Source organism: Azospirillum sp. A29 (assembly GCF_042604625.1).
Taxonomy (GTDB): Bacteria; Pseudomonadota; Alphaproteobacteria; order Azospirillales; family Azospirillaceae; genus Azospirillum; species Azospirillum palustre.
This window is the reverse complement of sequence record NZ_CP170460.1, coordinates 46,906-60,844: the sequence shown is the minus strand read 5'-3', so window position 1 is coordinate 60,844 and position 13,939 is coordinate 46,906. Positions and strand designations below refer to the sequence as shown.

Sequence of the window (13,939 nt, the reverse complement as noted above, 5' to 3'; positions counted from 1 at the left end):
ATAATTCCGCTCATCGTCCGCCATCGGACGTCCGGTCAGTTTGGGATTTCCGTTGGCGTGGCCACCGCTTCGGCCAGCGCCCGCGCGTCGAGCAATCCCACCGCCTCGGCACGGCGTACGCCGGGAAGGATGGCGACGTCGTACAGTTCGTTTACGGTGTGATGGAGCCACAACATATGCGCCACGGTTCCGCTGTCCGTGTCGACGACGGCCAAGCCGCACTGGGCAGAAACCCCGGCCCGCTCCAGCGCCGGTTCGAGCGGCAAGGCGCTCAGGGTTCCATGACCGCCCCGTGGGCGTGACAGCCCGACAACCGCCCATTTCCCATGAAAGGCCAGTCCGCGCGCGAAGCCGGGGCAGAAGCAGACCGGTTCGAAGCGGCCGGTTCCATCCACCGTCCCAAGCTCGCCGGTGCCGGAATTGAGCAGCCACAGCCGGCCCCGGTGCCAGCGGGGGGAATGGGGCATCGACAGTCCGGCGCAGGCGACCTCGCCGGACGGGACATCGATCAGCACGCCGCCATTGGTCCGGCGCTCGCGCCAGCCTTCGATGACATCGCAACGGCCCAATGCCGTCACGAAGATCGGTCGGCCGTCCTCGCCGAGCGCCATCCCGTTCAGATGGCAGCGGTCCTCGTTGCGCAGGGCGGAAATGAAGGCGGGCTTCCAGACCGGACGGAATCCGCGGTCGGCGTCGGGAACGGCAAGACAGCTGAAGCGCGTGTTGACGAAGACCGGAACACCGTCGGGCCCGACCGCGATGTCATGGATATCGATATCGCCGGTCATGTAGCCCAGGCGCGGCACGTAAAGACGGTCTGCGCCCGACGGCGTCCGGTCGGATGGCTGCAGCGTATTGGCGAAGCGCCAGAGGTGGGACTGTCCGCCGACCCACAGCGCGCTTCCGTCGACGCGCAGCCCCTGGCAACGCTGCACCATTCGCTCATGGGCCTTCAAACGCCCATCCTCACCCAACCCAAGAAAGAACAGCCTGTGGGTCTCGTAGGTCGAAAAGGCAATCGCGCAGCCGGTCGTCTCCAGCCAGTCGGGCAGATTCGGCGTACCTTCCAGCATCGGCCGGGCCGCCATGGGCTGGGATCGTTCTTCAGCGGCCATCCAGCGTTCCCTCTCGTCCGTTCCCACCCATCATGGATGATTTATTCGCATGCCGCGTAAAATAAAGTTAAATTAATAAGAGAATATGGAATCTCCTTAAAGTTGGGAATCACTCGCATCCAAAGATGGAAATGGCTTGAGAGGATATCGACTAAGGAACCATTTGGGATTGCACAGGTCGGAACGGACCATGAATTTCACCCATTCGAATCGGACCGGCGTTCAAACCCGCATAGACATATCTCGAAGGCTGCTCCGTATCGGTCAGATACGTTCCAGAGGGCAATTCCTTTATGTCCCACCCAACCGACAGTTTCACCGACCCGGCCGCCGCTCTCACCCTCCGAGGCGCCGCCGCCCTGGCCGGGGGGGAGGCCGCGCTTGCCGTTTCCCTCTTCACCACGGCCGCCCTGTTGGCGCCTCATCGGGCAAGCATCTGGCACAATCTGGCTGAAGCGCGGCGTGCCTTGGGCCAACCTGCCGATGCGGCGCAGGCCTACCGACGTGCATTGCGGCTGCGTCCCGCCTATCCGAAGGCCTGGGCCGGGCTGGCCTCTCTGCTGCTCAAGAGCCGCCGCTTCAAGGCGGCGGCACGGGCGGCGGTGCGGGCGCTGGCTCTCGATCCGGGGTTTGCCGAAGCTTGGTCGGTCGCCGGCTCGATCCTGCTGGACCGGCGGGCGATGGAGCGCCTGCCGATTGTCCTGCGCCGGGCGGTGCGGCTGGCTCCGGACAACCCGCTGCCGTGGCTGGCGCTGGCCGCAGGGCTTGGCGAAACGGCGGAGCCGGCTCTTCCGCTTGCCTGCGTGCGGCGCGCGGTTGCGCTGGCGCCCGACCGGCCGGCCGGCTATGTGAACCATGCCGGCTTCCTGATCAGGTCGGGTTGCCTTGACGCCGCGCAGGCCCTGCATGGCCGGTTGCGCCGGCTGGCGCCGCTGGAGGGACATGCCGAGGCCGGCGACAGTCTGGCGGCAACCCTGCGCGGCGATTTCACGACGGCCATCTCGCTGGCCCGCCGCGCTCTTGTCCTGCAACCGGCTTCTCCCGCCGCCCTGATCAACCTGTCCCTGGCTGAACATGGCAGCGGGATGACGGAACCGGCGCGCCGCAGTAACGAGCGCGCCCTGGCGCTTCAGCCCGAAAGCGACGTGGCACGCTTCAACCTGTCGATGGTGCTGCTGGCGGAAGGCGACTTCGCCAAGGGGTGGCGCCTCTACGAATCCCGCTGGCGGATGGAGCGTGTGGCCTATCCGGCCCATGCGCCACGCTGGACCGGCGGAAACCCGGCGGGACGCTCACTGCTTCTGGTGGCCGAACAGGGGCAGGGAGATACGCTTCAGTTCGTCCGTTATGCCCCGGTGCTGGCGGCACTCGGCGCCCATGTCCACCTGATGGTGCAGCCGGCATTGGTCCGGCTGCTGTCCGGGCTTCCCGGCATCGCCTCCGTCCGGTCGCTCACGGAGCCGCCACCGGCATGCGATGCCTGCATTCCGCTGCTCAGCCTTCCCTTGGTGTTCGGCACCGATCTGGCCACAATTCCGGCCTCTGTCCCCTATCTGCGCCCGTCCGGGCAGGAGCGTGCCGCCTGGAAACGGAGGCTCGACGGGAGCCCCGGCGGTGAGGGCGGACTGAAGGTCGGTCTGGTCTGGGCCGGTTCGGCGCATGACGAGCAGTTCGTCGCGCATATGGTCGACCGGCGGCGCAGCCTGCCGCTGGCTGCCCTGGCCCCGCTCGCCGGCATTCCGGGTGTGAGGTACTACAGCCTGCAAAAAGGCCCGCCGGCGAGCGAAGCGCGGCCATCCGGTCTCGACCTTGTCGACTGGATGGATGAGGTCGAGGATTTCGCCGACACTGCCGCGCTTGTCGCGGAACTCGACCTCGTCATCAGCGTGGACACCTCGGTGTGCCATTTGGCCGGCGCGCTGGGACGGCCGGTCTGGATGCTGTCGCGCCACGATGCCTGCTGGCGCTGGCTGCGCAACCGGTCCGACAGCCCCTGGTATCCGACCATGCGCCTGTTCCGCCAGGATCGGCCGGGCGATTGGCCTTCCGTCATCCTTCGAGTCCGCGCCGCCCTGGAACGTTGGGCTATGATGTGAGGCGAAAACTGCTATTGGCCGACCGACAGCAGCCCGCCGACACCCATCGCCACCGGCACCGTCGCCGGATTGGCAGGCACGGTCCGCGAAAAGGCAGGCTGGGCAAGGCCGAGTGCGGCCAGCAGCGACAGGGTGCCGGCGACCAGGGCGGTGGAACGAAGGATCAGATCGAGCATCGGGCTGTCTTTCAAAAATCTGGCTTTCAAATTTTGAAATTCGGATCGGTTGGAGGCAGCGGGATGTCCGGATCGGCGGCGACCGTCCGGGCGACAGTGACGGAATGCCGCGGATCGCCATCCCTCCTCGTTCGGGATCGTGTACAACGCTCTCCATTCACCATCTGAGGAGAACATAGACCTTATTTATTCCTACTGTAAAGATAGCGATTGAAAATTATATTGAACAAATATTCCATGTGCTATGAAGCCGGGATGTCCGTCGCCCGCCCTTACCCTTCCCAGCGGTGGGACAGGATGAAGCTGTAGCGCTCGGATCTGATGTGGAACACCGAACGGTCGGCGCAGCCGCCGCCGACGAAGACGGAACGGCGGTCCATCACCAGCACCGGCGCGCCCGCCGGCAGGCCGAGCGCCGCCCCCACCTCCGCATCGGCCGCTGCCGCCTTCACCTCGATGTCGGCGCCGCCGACCGGCTTGCCGACGATGTCCTGCAGGATGCCGTAGATCGGCTTGTGTCCGGCCGCCTGCCAATCGACCGGCTCCAGAGCCGGCGGCAGCAGGCTGCGGCCCAGGGCCACCGGCTCGCCATCCACCAGATGCAGGCGGCAGACCTCCAGGCAATGGGGACCGAAATCCTCCCGCAGGTCCGGCGGCGTCGCGACGATCCGCGCCGAGATCGGCCGCATCGTGGCGTCCAGCCCCTGAAGCCGCAGGGATTCATGAAAACTGCGCAGGCGGTCGAGCGGATGCTGGACGCGCTTGCCCGCCGTGAAGGTGCCCTTGCCCTTGCGACGCTCGATCAGCCCGTCCGCCTCCAGCCGGTCGAGCGCCAGCCGGACGGTGACCCGGCTGACGCCGAAGCGGGTCCCGATCTCGCTTTCCGTCGGCAGCCGCCCCGACGGCTCGAACAGCCGGGCGGCGATCTCGTCGCGCAGCCGGTCGGCGATCTGCCGGTACAGCGCCGTCGCGTTGTCTCGCACCACGGGCACCCTGGCTTCCCTCCCCGATTGATCGACCCGGCCAGCGGATCGAGGCCGCCTTGATGCCACCTGCGACGGGACGGCTCAAGCGTCTATCCCGCCACGGTGCCGGCCACGTGAATCCCGATTCAATTCCCTAGTTGTCACGTATTTTATAATATGTATTATAATGTATTATTGAGTTGAACCGGTTGATCGGGGGGATAAGACGGACATGGACTGTGGAAATCCGGCCTGTTCCTCCAGCAGCCGCTTCGAGGCTTTTTCCAATGACCGCTCCGGCGGTGTCGACTTCCACGTCGATGGCGTGGATTTCGCCTATGATGGCGCGCACCCGGTGTTCCGCTCGCTGGCGCTGTCCGCCCGGCCCGGAGAGTTCGTGGCGCTGCTCGGCCCGTCGGGCTGCGGCAAGACCACGCTGCTGAACCTGCTGTCCGGCTTCCTGCCGCCAGACTCCGGCCGCATCACCATCGACGGCGAAACGGTGACGCCGGAGATGCCGGCGCTCGGCTATGTCTTCCAGTCGCCGCAGCTGTTTCCCTGGCTCGACGTGCTCGACAATGTCCGGTTCGGCCTGCGGATGGCCGGCCGGCTGCCGGATGGGGAGCAGCGGGACAAGGCGCTGGCGGCGCTGGCGCTGGTCGGGCTGGAGGCCGCGGCCGGCAAGTTTCCCCACCAGCTGTCGGGCGGCATGCAGCAGCGGGTGGCGCTGGCCCGCGCGCTGGTCCTGGAGCCGCGCCTGCTGCTGATGGACGAGCCCTTCGCCGCACTGGACGCTATCACCCGCGCCACCCTGAACGAGGAGCTGCTGCGCCTGTGCGGCCGGCTCGGCCAGACCGTCCTGTTCATCACCCACGACGTCGAGGAGGCGGTGTTCCTGGCCGACCGCGTCGTGCTGCTCGGCATCGCCCCGGCCGGCATCCACAGCGAACTCACCATCGACCTGCCCCGCCCGCGCCGCCTGCGCGAGACCCGGCGGCTGGACCGCTTCACCACCCTGACCGACACGCTGCTGGAGCGGATTTCCGCCATCGTCGCCGCGGCCTGAGCCGCAGCCGGGACCAGCCCCGACCAGAAGGATTTTGCGCATGAACCGGATATTCGCCGCGGCACTGTCCGTCGCCCTGTACGGCTCCATCGCTCTGCTCGCCGGCATCGCCCCGGCCGGGGCCGCCACACCGGGCGACAACCGGCCGCTCCGGGTCGGCTGGGTCTTCGCCATGGCCAACGCCCCGGCGCTGGTCGCCGACCGCAAGGGCTTCTATGCCGAAGAGGGGCTGACGGTGGACGCCAAACCCTTCGGCGACGGGCCGGTCATCCAGCAGGCGCTCGCCGCCGTTGAGTTGGACGTCGCCTATATCGGCGCGCCGCCGGTCTACCAGTGGGCGGCGCGCGGGCTGGACAGCCGCATCCTGGCCAAGGTGAATTACGGGCAGGCGGCGGTGATCGCCAACAATCCGGCCATCGCCAAGCTGTCCGACCTGCGCGGCCGCAAGGTCGCCGGGGTGGCGCGCGGCAGCGGAATGGACGTGCTGCTGCGCGGCGTCGTGCTGAAGGAGGCGGCCGGCCTCGACCCCGACCGCGACCTGTCGGTGATCTCCATGCCGGTCGGTAACATGAACGCCGCGCTGGACAGCGGCACGGTGGACGCCGCCTTCACCTGGGAACCCTTCATCAGCCAGCAGGTGCTGCGGGGGAGCGCGCATGTGCTGTTCGACGTCAATCAAGCGCTGCCCGGCTATCCCTGGTACGTGGTGATGGCGCCGAAGAAGACGCTGGCGGAGCGGCCGGACGATGTGGTGAAGCTGCTGCGTGCCCATGCGAAGGCCATTGCCTGGCTGTCCGACCACCCGGCCGAAGGCGACGCCCTGATCGCCGAAGCGTTCAAGCTGGAACCGGTCAAGCGCGCCGATGGCAGCGAAATCGCCCCGGCCGCTGTCGCCGCCGAGGCGCGCAAGCGGCTGGGCTGGTCGGACCGGCTGGAGGAGAGCGACCTCGCCTTCATCCAGCGGCTGATGGACACCTCGCTGGCGCTCGGCTTCATCCCGGCGCCGATGAAGGCGGCGGACATCATCGACAGCTCCTATCTGCGCCGGGCGGGCCGCTGATGCGGACCCGGCTCTACGGCTGGGCGGCTTTTCCGACACTGCTGCTGGTGTGGAGTGCGGCCGCCTGGAACCTGCCGCCCTATGTCCTGCCGCAGCCCTGGGCGGTGGCGGCGGAGGCGGTGCGCTGGCTGAACAGCGGCCAGCTCGCCGCCCATGTCGGCGCGAGCCTGCTGCGCGAGGCCGGCGGCTTTACGGTGGCCGTTCTGGGGGCGCTGGCGCTGGGTCTGGCCGGCGCGCTGTCGCCGGGTTTCCGCGCCTTTTCCGCCCCGCTGACCGGCCTGTTCATGGCGATCCCGCCCATTGCCTGGGCGCCGCTGTCGATGATCTTCTTCGGGCTGGGCTATGTCGCCATCACCATGGTGATCGTGGTCGCCGCCCTGTTCCCGATGGCGGTGACGGTGCAGGAGGGCTTCCTCGCCATCCGCAACGGCAACCTGCGCGCCGCCCGCGTGATGGGCGCCCGCCGCTGGCAGCTGATCCGCCATGTCTACCTGCCGGCCTCGCTGCCCTTCCTGACCGCAGCCCTGCGCATCGGCTTCAGCCAGGCGTGGCGGGCGCTGGTGGCGGCCGAGATGCTGGGCGCATCGCAGGGGATCGGCTGGATGGTGGCGATGGGCGGCCAGATCGGCAACGCCACCCAGGTGCTGCTGGGCGTCGCCATCATCGGCATGACCGCCTGGATCACCGAAAGCCTCGTCTTCCGCCGCATCGAACGGCGCTACCGCCACTGGCACCTCGCCTGACCCGATAACCCGCAAAACCGGAGGAACCGCCGCCATGTCCGAAGCTCAGCCGCCTGTCCGCCACATCGCCCCCGTCGGGCTGTACGAGCGCAACAAGGTCCGCCCCTTCCTGGGGTCAACCAGCTGTTCGCACCGCCGGCTGGTCGCCGGCGAATGGACCGAACTGCAACTGGTCTACGAGGTCGGGGCGTCGGGCCTCGCCGACGGCGCCGGCATCAAGCTGGCGATGAAGTTCTATTCGGACTGGGCGCTGTTCCAGACCAGCGAGCCGCAGGCGGCCAACTATGTCTCGGCGGAGTATGAGGCTGGGCCGCTGGTGCCGGGGCAGAGCCCGGCGACGATCCAGACGCTGAAGGTGCGCTTCGACCAGAAGGGCCATGAACGCCCCTATCAGAAGGCCATCGTCATCGACGTGATCGACGGCTATCTCAACCCCGGCGACCGCATCGTCATCCGGCTGGGCGACCGGCGGCGCGGCGGGCCGGGCACGCGGGTGCAGAGCTTCGTCGAGCAGGGCTTCCGCTTCCGCGTCTTCATCGACCCGCTAGGCAGCCAGAAATATGCCGAAGTGCCGGGCGACTGCGTGATCGACATCGTCCCCGGCGCGCCGGCCGCCCTGCGTCTGGTGGCGCCGCGCCTGACGGCACCCGGTCCGGCCAGCCTGCTGCTGCGCGCCGAGGACGTCTGGGGCAACTGCTGCACCGAGGGTCCCCTCGACACTGCCCTGACCCTGACGGGACCGCAGGGTGAGACCACGCAGCAACTGACGCTCTCGTCCAACCCCGATGCTTATGGCTGGCTGGTCCATCGCCAGCAGGCCGGGCTGACCGAAGGCGAATGGCGCATTGCCGCCACCGCCGACGGGCTGGTCCCGGCCGAAGCCTTCGTCACTGTCGAAGAGAGCGCGCCGCGCGCCTTCTACGCCGACCTGCATGTCCATTCCAACGACACGGTCGGCACCAACGACACCGCCTACAACCTGTCCTACGGCCGCGACATCGCCGGGCTGGATGTGCTGGGTTATACCGCCAACGACTTCAACGTAACCGAAAAGGCCTGGGGCGAGGCGGTCGGGCTGATCGATGGCTTCAACCAAGCAGGCCGCTTCGTCTGCTATCCCGGCACCGAATGGTGCGGCAACTCGGCGGCCGGCGGCGACCACAATGTGGTGTTCCTGCGCGACGGCGTGCCGCAATTCCCCACCGACAGCCGGGGGCAGCCGGTCCGCTCCTTCGAATGGAACGAGTCAACGCGCGGCAAGCTGCGCCCGGGCGCTTGGCCGCTCGACGACCTCTATGCCGCCTATCAGGACGACCCGGAAGGCCATCTGCTGATCCCGCATGTCGGCGGACGGCGCTGCAATCTCGACTGGCACCATCCTGAGCTGGAGCGGCTGATCGAGATCGGCTCCGCCTGGGGTCAGTTCCACTGGGTCTATGCCGAGGCGCTGGCCCGCGGCTACCGGCTGGGCGCCTCGGCCAGCAGCGACGAGCACCAGGGCCGCTGCGGCGGCGGCGCACCGGCCACCGCAGTGTTCGGTGCGCGCGGCGGGCTGACCGGCGTGCTGGCCGACCGGCTCGACCGCGCCACCATCGGCCGGGCGCTGCGCTCGCGCCGCACCTTCGCCACCACCGGGGAGCGCAGCTTCGCCAGCCTGCGGCTGGGCGACCGCTGGATGGGCGAGGTGGTGACGACGTCTGACGGCGACGGGCTCGATTACCGGCTGCTCGGCGACCGCGGCTGGGAACGCCTGCGGCTCTACGACGGCGAGACTCTGCTGTGGGAGCGCGACCTGCACCGCGAACTCGGGCTGTCGGAGCGGCGGATCCGGCTGCGGCTGGGCGGCGCCCGCATCAAGGACCGCTATCGCGGTGCCTATTGGAGCGGCGGCATCACCATCACCGGGGCGGCGGTGCAGCGGGTCGAGCCCTTCGGCTTCGACCATCCCGAACAGGGCTGCTGGCGGCAGGACGCCACCACGGTGGCTCTGCGCACGGTCACCCACGGCGACACCGACGGGGTGGAACTGACGTTGTCGCGGCTGGCCGGCACGCGCATCCGGGTGCATCTCGACATCGGCACCTATGTGAAGGTCGGCAACCCGCTGACCCCGCCGCCCAACCCGCATGCGCCGGAGGCCGTGCTGGAGATCGACGGCGACGCGCTGCTGGATGCCGCCCGCTCGCCGACCGGAGCCGTCAGCCGCCTGCTGCCCGGCACGGAACTGGAGGTGACGGTGGAGCGTGTCACCGAGGCGCCGCTGCCCCGCGACCTTGCCGGCCGCATCCTGCTGGCCGGACTGGATCTGGCGGCCGGCCGCGAGCACCCGCTGTTCCTCACCGGACGCCAGCGCGACCAGTCGCGGGTGTGGACCTCGGCGCTGTTCCTGACGGTGTGAAACGGGTAACGCCGCTCCGGCGGAAACCGACGTGAAGGAAGCCGTCGTCGCCGGTCAGAGGGCCGGCGGCGACGGTGCCCGCATTTGCATCGTGCCGGCACCGGCGTCCTCAGCCCGACTTTCAGCCCGACTGCGGATCACTGCTTCCGGGTTTGCCGGGAACAGTCCGGCCAGGGACAGGCGCAGGCGGGAAACCGGCAGTCGTCGCCGTTCACATCGCATGCCTGGACAGCGATCTTGTAGCGCAGGCCGAACTCGTCGTCCGCGGTGATCAGCCCACAGGCCGCGTGTGCTTCCAAGTCGACGCGTGCCGCCTGGAGGCAAACGCGCGCGATCTGCTTCGGATCCTTCATCATGGCACTCGCCTCGGTGTCATTCCCGGAGATGGAACGCACAGATGCGGCATCCGGACCCTGACGCTTCCGAATGCCTACTTCCGGGACAGGTGACACCCAACGACGAGTATGCCGCTCAGTGCGGCAATCCGCACCTCCAATATCCGGCGGACATCCTATGGCGGGAGACCGATGCGACCGCTGCCGGCGGCGCTACGCCGTCCCGTCGGCCACTGCCGCGCCCAGCCTTGCGACGGTATCGGCCAGATTCACAGCGACTTCCATCTCCACCTTGTCCCAGGGCATCGCCTTCCATGTCCCTCCCTGCGCGCATTTATCGCAGAGCTTTCGGGTCGTTGAGGACATGTTGACTTCTTTGGCCGAACCCACCCGGATATAGAGTTCATAGGCCTTCTGGGCGTTGGCCTCCGAGTTCACCTTCTTGTTCAGGATCAGCCCGAAAAGCTCCATATTCTCGGTCGAATATTCCTTTTTTGCCTGCTTCAGCAGGAGCTTGTACCAGTATGGCGATTTGAAGAAGTTGTCGAGCTTGTCCGGCCAGCTTCCGAACCGTTCCAGATCCATGAAGACGTTGGCGGCGATCTTGTTGAGCGACGCGACCATCGCGGCGCAGGCGTCAGCGTATACGTCGTCCCCATCCTGCCGCGCCGCTTTGCCGGCGGCGTCCAGCGTCGGGATGTAGTCCGAGGCGGCAGACTGGAAGGCGCGTGCGTACTTCTCCGCCTCCTTGACGGTCTTCGCCGCATCGTACGCCTTCAAAGATTTTTCGAATCCCGTGGAACTGATTTTGGAGAAAATCTTCCCGAATCGGCTCTTCGGATCGGGCTTTTTCTTGCCGGTGTCGGCCTCGAATTTGGCTTTGGCCTTTTTCCAGGACTCCAGATATTTTTTTGCCATCGTTTACTCTTGTATTTTACGATTATTGATCGTTAAATTGTCACCCTTCAATGGACCGCGGCTGTCGTTCCATGAAGGACGCCCTTCCGTCCAATCCGGCCTCTCCGTCCGGTGACCTGCATCCGTCGGACCGGGCGGGCGCCATGCCCGCCCTGCTCCGACCTGCGAAGTTACCCTCCGGTACAAACCGATGGCAGATCAGGCGTTCGTGCGCGAGTTGACGAGCTGGACGACGCCTTTGCAGGCTGCCGAAAACTCCTTCATATGGTCGAGGATCACCTTCGGCGTGGCATCCGCCGGCACCTTGACCGGCTCGTTGGCGTTGCTCTGGTTCGCCCAGGGATCCAGCTTCTTCTTGAAGAAGTCGGGATCCGCCAGCAGGCCTTCGATCTTGCGCGCGAACACCAGCTGCATGGTGATGTCACGGGCCAGCGTCGGGAACAGCTCGTTGTAGGTTTCCGCCGTCGGCTTGGCCTTGACCTTGGCAACGCCGGCCGCGGCACGGGCCAGCGCGCCGTTGATGTTCTTTTCCCAGTTCTTGAGCATCTTCTGCTCGACGGACAGATCCTTTTCCGCCTCGTTGAACTTCTGGGTGTACATCGCCACGGCGGACTCGATGGTGGCTTCCAGCGCCGCAAGCTCCTTGACTAGGAACTTCAACGCCTTCTCGTAGTTCGTCTTGAAATCCTTTTCCGTGCGCTTGTCGAACTCGGCGTAGATTTCCTTTTGAAGGACTTCAAGATAGCCCTTCTTGGCCTTGGAAAAATCCTTCGACGCGGCCAGGAACGCGGCAACGACCTTCTTGCCTTCCTTGATGTCGGTCGAGTTGGCGGTGTCGCAGGCGGTGAGCGCCTTCTCGCACTTCTTCAGCGAACCGGACAGGCCGGTGTGGCTGCCGAAGGCATTGAAAATGCCTTTGCTCTCCTTCGGCTTATGCTTGCCGGTGAGAGCCTCGAACTCCTTCTTGGCCTTGTCCCACTGCTGATCGTACGGAGTGTGCGCCATCTATTCCTCCTTGCGGGTCGATTGCTTCAGGGGGTTACCACCGGTTGCAGACTCTCTTCCATTTCACGGATTGACGCCCAATCGCGTTCGAACACCGCCCGGTCGACATGGGAGAGATAAACTTTCGCCAGCACTTGTGTCAGGTCGAGCGTCGGGATGATCCGGGCACCGATGCGCGGCACGATGCCGTAGCCGCGGACGCTCTCGAACCGGTCCAGCACGCCGAGGTCGGGGAGCGCCTCCACACGGCCGGAGACCAGCACCGGCAGGTAGAGCACCATGGCGTCGGCCAGGAAGCGGTAATGCCCATCGGCACCACTGGGGCAGACCCCGCTGTCGAAGGCCTCGACCAGCAGGTCCACCTGATCGTGGCCGGTGCCGTGACCTATCGCCGTTGTCGAGCCCGCCGGCCCCATGGCCCGGGCGGCAATCTCCACCAGCGCCGGTCCGCGGGAGGTCAGCCGCACTTCAGCATGGGCGGCGCCGTCGGTGATCTCCAGCGCGTCGAGCGTGCGCCGGATGTAGGACATGAGCTGGACGGACCGCTCGTCGTCCGGCGGCAGCAGGCGGTAGTAGTCGTAAACGAAGGGCGAGCCGTTCAGCGTGCGCTTGGCCGACTGCAGCACGTCGCAGACATAGTGGCGGCCATTGCGGCTCACCGTGTTGACCACATATTCGGTGCCGTCGAGATAGGTCTGCACCAGCGCCCGCCGGTTCGGCGTGCCGCAGAAATTGCGGCTGGAGAGGATCGACTCCACGGCCTCGCGCAGCGCCGGAGCGCCGTCGCAGAAATAGACATGATCGGTGGAGGCGCTGTCGAGCGGCTTGGCGACCACCGGCCAACCGGCGCCCGCCGCCCATTCCACCGCCTCCGCACCCGACTCCACCATGGTCTGCCGGGCCGTCAGCAGACCGGCGGCGCTCAGACGCTCGATCATCATGTACTTGTTGCGACGCGCCACCGTCAGCTTGGGCGTGTTGCCCGGCGTGCCCAGCGCCGCGCCGAGCGCGTCGGCCAGCTCCACGGCGGACTCGTTGCCGGGCAGCACGAAGGACGGCTGATGTGGGCGCATCCGCTCGGCCAGGGCCGGGAGGTCGCCGTCGAACAGGACCAGCTCGTCGAAATCGCCGGGAACGTAGCTGAGAAGCAGCGAGGGCGCGAGATCGGGACTGCTCTGCACCGCGATGACGCGGTAACCGCGCGCACGCAGCCGCGGAGCGAGCAAATGTCCGGTCGAGTAGGGATCGACGACGATCGCTGTCTTCATGGGATGGCCTCCAGTTCGGCAGGAGCGGTCGCCCGGCGGGCGGCGGCAGCCGGGCGGGCGTAGATCATGAAGGGCTCGTCGCCGCAGAAGGTGACGGTGCGCCCGACCAGCCCCGCCTCGAAGGCGGCGTTCTGCGCCGCATGGTCTGCGACGCGCAGGGCACGGTCGGTTCCGGGCTCGAAGGCCGGCGGCGGCGCCTGCATGTCGCGGTGCAGCAGGTAGCGCAGCCGGCCGCTGTGCATCACCAGGATGCGGCGGGCGGTGAAGCCGGACGCCAGCATGTTGGAGAGGCTGACCGGATTGGACAGCGCCACCCGGCTCAGCAGGTGCGGACGGCCGGCTCCCAGGGCGTACAGCGTGCGCATGGTCACCAGAAGGCGCTGGAGCCCGTTGCCCCGGAAGTCGGTGTGCACCATGCAGCTCGACATGTGGGCGGTGGCCGTCACATCGGGGCCTCCGCCCGGCAGGTCATCGGCGAAGGCCGGCATCCCCGGTTGCGGCAGGCCGAGAACGGCGCAGCCGATGAGGCGGTCGCCGCCCGGCGCGCCCTGCGTCTCCAGGCCGAGCGTGACGCCGCGCTCGGCCATATGCAGGCCGGAGAATTCCGGCGTTTCCGGGAAATAGGCGTCGATGTCCGGAAGGCTGCCGAAGATGAAGGCGCGGAACTCCTCCAGCGCCGGAAGATCGTTGGCGTCGAGGAAACGCACGCGGTAGGGAATGCCGGAAGGCTGTCCGTTGCACAGGCTCAGAATGCCTTGGTGGAGGGGCTGGGACGGAAAGGACACGACCGGCAT

The 13,939-nt window shown here is 67.0% G+C and carries 13 protein-coding genes; 5 read left to right on the top strand and 8 right to left on the bottom strand.

Annotation, left to right across the window (positions count from 1 at the left end; translation table 11 throughout):
- Positions 1-35 precede the first annotated feature (35 nt).
- Entirely contained in the window at positions 36-1,115 is a 1,080-nt protein-coding gene (locus ABNQ38_RS00260) for a TIGR03032 family protein (protein ID WP_377805102.1), read from the bottom strand.
- 293 nt (positions 1,116-1,408) lie between these two features.
- On the opposite strand from ABNQ38_RS00260, the gene ABNQ38_RS00255 reads away from it, so the two are divergent.
- Positions 1,409-3,211, top strand: a complete 1,803-nt coding sequence (locus ABNQ38_RS00255) for a tetratricopeptide repeat protein (protein ID WP_377805101.1) — start codon at positions 1,409-1,411, stop codon at positions 3,209-3,211.
- A gap of 11 nt (positions 3,212-3,222) precedes the next feature.
- Here the strand turns inward: ABNQ38_RS00255 and ABNQ38_RS00250 are convergent, their stop codons facing one another.
- Together ABNQ38_RS00250 and ABNQ38_RS00245 are read right to left on the bottom strand one after the other, a co-directional pair.
- Positions 3,223-3,387 (bottom strand): hypothetical protein, encoded by a 165-nt coding sequence (locus ABNQ38_RS00250; protein ID WP_377805100.1) that lies wholly within the window; start codon positions 3,385-3,387, stop codon positions 3,223-3,225.
- A gap of 272 nt (positions 3,388-3,659) precedes the next feature.
- Positions 3,660-4,379: a GntR family transcriptional regulator gene (locus ABNQ38_RS00245; RefSeq protein WP_377805099.1), complete on the bottom strand. Its 720-nt coding sequence runs from the start codon at positions 4,377-4,379 to the stop codon at positions 3,660-3,662.
- A gap of 205 nt (positions 4,380-4,584) precedes the next feature.
- On the opposite strand from ABNQ38_RS00245, the gene ABNQ38_RS00240 reads away from it, so the two are divergent.
- Genes ABNQ38_RS00240 through ABNQ38_RS00225 form a run of 4 tightly spaced genes read left to right on the top strand, consistent with a single transcriptional unit; the run spans position 4,585 to position 9,619 of the window.
- Positions 4,585-5,418 carry an ABC transporter ATP-binding protein gene (locus tag ABNQ38_RS00240; RefSeq protein ID WP_377805098.1) on the top strand — a complete coding sequence of 278 codons (834 nt, stop codon included), beginning with the start codon at positions 4,585-4,587 and terminating at the stop codon, positions 5,416-5,418.
- Between the two features lie 40 nt (positions 5,419-5,458).
- Positions 5,459-6,478, top strand: coding sequence for an ABC transporter substrate-binding protein (locus ABNQ38_RS00235; protein WP_377805097.1), 1,020 nt, complete (start codon positions 5,459-5,461; stop codon positions 6,476-6,478).
- The gene (locus ABNQ38_RS00230; RefSeq protein WP_377805096.1) at positions 6,478-7,221 is read left to right on the top strand and encodes an ABC transporter permease; all 744 of its coding nucleotides are present in this window, start codon (positions 6,478-6,480) and stop codon (positions 7,219-7,221) included. Before ABNQ38_RS00235 ends, ABNQ38_RS00230 begins: the two co-directional genes overlap by 1 nt.
- A gap of 34 nt (positions 7,222-7,255) precedes the next feature.
- Complete coding sequence (locus ABNQ38_RS00225; protein WP_377805095.1) at positions 7,256-9,619, top strand: hypothetical protein; 2,364 nt, start codon at positions 7,256-7,258, stop codon at positions 9,617-9,619.
- Positions 9,620-9,756: 137 nt separating this feature from the next.
- On the opposite strand, the gene ABNQ38_RS00220 is transcribed toward ABNQ38_RS00225, so the two are convergent.
- From ABNQ38_RS00220 to ABNQ38_RS00200, 5 genes are all read right to left on the bottom strand, one after another.
- Complete coding sequence (locus ABNQ38_RS00220) at positions 9,757-9,975, bottom strand: hypothetical protein (RefSeq protein WP_109051073.1); 219 nt, start codon at positions 9,973-9,975, stop codon at positions 9,757-9,759.
- Positions 9,976-10,167: 192 nt separating this feature from the next.
- On the bottom strand, positions 10,168-10,872 hold the full coding sequence (locus ABNQ38_RS00215; RefSeq protein ID WP_377805094.1) for a hypothetical protein: 705 nt from the start codon (positions 10,870-10,872) through the stop codon (positions 10,168-10,170).
- Between the two features lie 198 nt (positions 10,873-11,070).
- On the bottom strand, positions 11,071-11,877 hold the full coding sequence (locus tag ABNQ38_RS00210) for a hypothetical protein (protein WP_377805093.1): 807 nt from the start codon (positions 11,875-11,877) through the stop codon (positions 11,071-11,073).
- Between the two features lie 26 nt (positions 11,878-11,903).
- Positions 11,904-13,145: an ATP-grasp domain-containing protein gene (locus ABNQ38_RS00205; RefSeq protein WP_377805092.1), complete on the bottom strand. Its 1,242-nt coding sequence runs from the start codon at positions 13,143-13,145 to the stop codon at positions 11,904-11,906.
- Positions 13,142-13,939, bottom strand: coding sequence for a hypothetical protein (locus ABNQ38_RS00200; protein WP_377805091.1), 798 nt, complete (start codon positions 13,937-13,939; stop codon positions 13,142-13,144). The genes ABNQ38_RS00205 and ABNQ38_RS00200 overlap by 4 nt, the downstream gene beginning before the upstream one ends.

Bases quoted from the DNA above. Each gene is read 5' to 3' on its own strand.
- ABNQ38_RS00260 (WP_377805102.1), bottom strand. From the start codon at position 1,115: ATGGCCGCTGAAGAACGATCCCAGCCCATGGCGGCCCGGCCGATGCTG.
- ABNQ38_RS00255 (WP_377805101.1), top strand. From the start codon at position 1,409: ATGTCCCACCCAACCGACAGTTTCACCGACCCGGCCGCCGCTCTCACC.
- ABNQ38_RS00250 (WP_377805100.1), bottom strand. From the start codon at position 3,387: ATGCTCGATCTGATCCTTCGTTCCACCGCCCTGGTCGCCGGCACCCTG.
- ABNQ38_RS00240 (WP_377805098.1), top strand. From the start codon at position 4,585: ATGGACTGTGGAAATCCGGCCTGTTCCTCCAGCAGCCGCTTCGAGGCT.
- ABNQ38_RS00235 (WP_377805097.1), top strand. From the start codon at position 5,459: ATGAACCGGATATTCGCCGCGGCACTGTCCGTCGCCCTGTACGGCTCC.
- ABNQ38_RS00230 (WP_377805096.1), top strand. From the start codon at position 6,478: ATGCGGACCCGGCTCTACGGCTGGGCGGCTTTTCCGACACTGCTGCTG.
- ABNQ38_RS00225 (WP_377805095.1), top strand. From the start codon at position 7,256: ATGTCCGAAGCTCAGCCGCCTGTCCGCCACATCGCCCCCGTCGGGCTG.
- ABNQ38_RS00220 (WP_109051073.1), bottom strand. From the start codon at position 9,975: ATGATGAAGGATCCGAAGCAGATCGCGCGCGTTTGCCTCCAGGCGGCA.
- ABNQ38_RS00215 (WP_377805094.1), bottom strand. From the start codon at position 10,872: ATGGCAAAAAAATATCTGGAGTCCTGGAAAAAGGCCAAAGCCAAATTC.
- ABNQ38_RS00210 (WP_377805093.1), bottom strand. From the start codon at position 11,877: ATGGCGCACACTCCGTACGATCAGCAGTGGGACAAGGCCAAGAAGGAG.
- ABNQ38_RS00205 (WP_377805092.1), bottom strand. From the start codon at position 13,145: ATGAAGACAGCGATCGTCGTCGATCCCTACTCGACCGGACATTTGCTC.
- ABNQ38_RS00200 (WP_377805091.1), bottom strand. From the start codon at position 13,939: ATGCCGGTCGTGTCCTTTCCGTCCCAGCCCCTCCACCAAGGCATTCTG.